Below are 2,006 nucleotides of genomic sequence, written 5' to 3'. Positions count from 1 at the left end.
ACGGCCGGCGGCACGCGCCCCCCGACGGGGGAGTCCGGACGGCGCGCGGGGCACCGCGCACCTAGGGTGAGCGCACGAGCGCGGGGCGTGTGCGGGCCTGGCGTGCGCCTGTCCGCGCGCCTGCTTCCGGGTCCGGCGCCGTGCTTGCAGCCATCAGCGTGCTCCGCGTCCCGATCGCAGCGACACGACCGCAGCGACACGACCGCAGCGACCGATCGCGGCGTCCGATCGCGGCGTCCGATCAAGGCGTCCGGCCTTCCGAGAGGTGGAGTCCCCATGCACACCGTCGTCCGCGGTGCCGGCGCGCTCGGTCTGAGCGCGCTGCTCCTCGCCTCGTCGGCCGGCTGCCAGGGCGGGGCCGCGCCCGTCGCCGAACCCGCGCCGGCCGCGCCGGTGACGGCGGCGCCCGCGGCGGTCCAGCAGCTCGACTGGCACGCGTGCGGCGCGCCGGACGCCGCGCAGGGCGGCGGCACCCCGCCCGCCGGGGACTGGCAGTGCGCGACGCTCAAGGCCCCGCTGGACTACGCCAAGCCGGGCGGCGGCACGATCGACCTCGCGCTGATCCGCTCCCGGGCCAAGGACGAGCAGCATCGGATCGGTTCACTGGTGTTCAACTTCGGTGGCCCCGGCGGCTCGGGCGTCACCACGCTGCCGGCGCTGGCGGAGACCTACGCCTCCCTCAACACCCGCTACGACCTGGTGAGTTTCGACCCGCGCGGGGTCGGCGCGAGCGCCGGGGTGAAGTGCCTGGACGACAAGGCGATGGACGCCGCCAACGCGCTCGACAACACCCCCGAGAGCCCGGCGGCCGTCAAGGCGCTGGACGAGAGCACCGCGCAGTTCAACGCGGCGTGCGAGCACAACTCCGGCGCCGTGCTGCCCTTCGTGGACACCGAGAGCGCCGCCCGCGACATGGACCTCATGCGGCAGGCCCTCGGGGACCAGCAGCTGCACTACTTCGGCATCAGCTACGGCACCCAACTCGGCGGCGTCTACGCACACCTGTTCCCGCAGCAGGTCGGCCGCGCGGTGCTGGACTCGGTGGTGGACCCGACGAAGGACCCGGCGCAGTCCTCGCTCGGCCAGGCGAAGGGCTTCCAGCTCGCCCTGGAGGACTTCATGAAGGCCTGCTCCACCGGCGTGCCGGACTGCCCGACCGGCAGCGGCGGCGCCGACGGCACCGCGCGGGTCACCCAGCTGCTCCAGTCGTTGCAGCAGAAGCCGCTCCCGGCCGAGGGCGGGCGCCGGCTCACCGAGAGCCTCGCCGTCACCGGCATCGCGGGCGCGCTCTACAGCCAGGAGACGTGGCCCGCGCTGGCTGCCGGGCTCACCGAGGCGATGCAGAAGGGCACGGGCACGCTGCTGCTCCAGCTCGCCGACGGCCTCCTCGGGCGCGACCCGAACGGGCACTACAACAACCTCAACGCGGCGAACCGGGCGATCAGCTGCGTGGACGCCAAGCAGCGCTACTCGGACCAGGACGTCGAGCAGCAGCTGCCGCAGTTCAAGGGCGCCTCCCCGGTCTTCGGCGCGTTCACCGCGTGGGGCCTGACCGGCTGCACCGGCTGGCCGGTGGCGGGCAGGACCGACCACCCGGAGGTCGCCGCCGCGGGCGCCGCGCCGATCCTGGTGGTGGGCACCACCGGCGACCCGGCCACCCCGGTCGAGGGCGCGCGGACGATGGCGCAGCAGCTCGGCGCGGGCGTGGGCGTCACGGTGACGCTCCAGGGCGAGGGCCACGGCGGGTACAACACCGGCAACCCGTGCCTGAAGACGGCGGTGGACGCCTACCTGCTCGACGGCAAGGTGCCGGCGGACGGCACGGTGTGCGGCGGCCAGGGCTAGGGCGTGTCTTTCGGATCCGGCCGGGTGCCGCGACGCCAGGGCACGCGCCTCGCCGCGTTGTCGTCGGTCACCGATGCTCCGCATGGACTCCCTCCTCCGCCTTGCGATGCACGCACCCTGACGCCGCGGCCCTCCGACCTGATCCGAAAGACACGCCCTAG

The 2,006-nt window shown here is 74.5% G+C and carries 1 protein-coding gene; it reads left to right on the top strand.

The genetic code is table 11. The features are described 5' to 3' along the window. Positions 1–276: 276 nt before the first annotated feature. Positions 277–1,845 (top strand): alpha/beta hydrolase, encoded by a 1,569-nt coding sequence (locus AB0O00_RS37225; protein ID WP_363659123.1) that lies wholly within the window; start codon positions 277–279, stop codon positions 1,843–1,845. Positions 1,846–2,006: the final 161 nt, after the last annotated feature.

It is taken from the genome of Kitasatospora sp. NPDC093558, assembly GCF_040683475.1.
Classification (GTDB): domain Bacteria; phylum Actinomycetota; class Actinomycetes; order Streptomycetales; family Streptomycetaceae; genus Kitasatospora.
Note: the sequence above shows the minus strand (reverse complement) of the source record. Positions and strands in the feature narration are given on the sequence as shown.

Bases quoted from the DNA above. Each gene is read 5' to 3' on its own strand.
- AB0O00_RS37225 (WP_363659123.1), top strand. From the start codon at position 277: ATGCACACCGTCGTCCGCGGTGCCGGCGCGCTCGGTCTGAGCGCGCTG.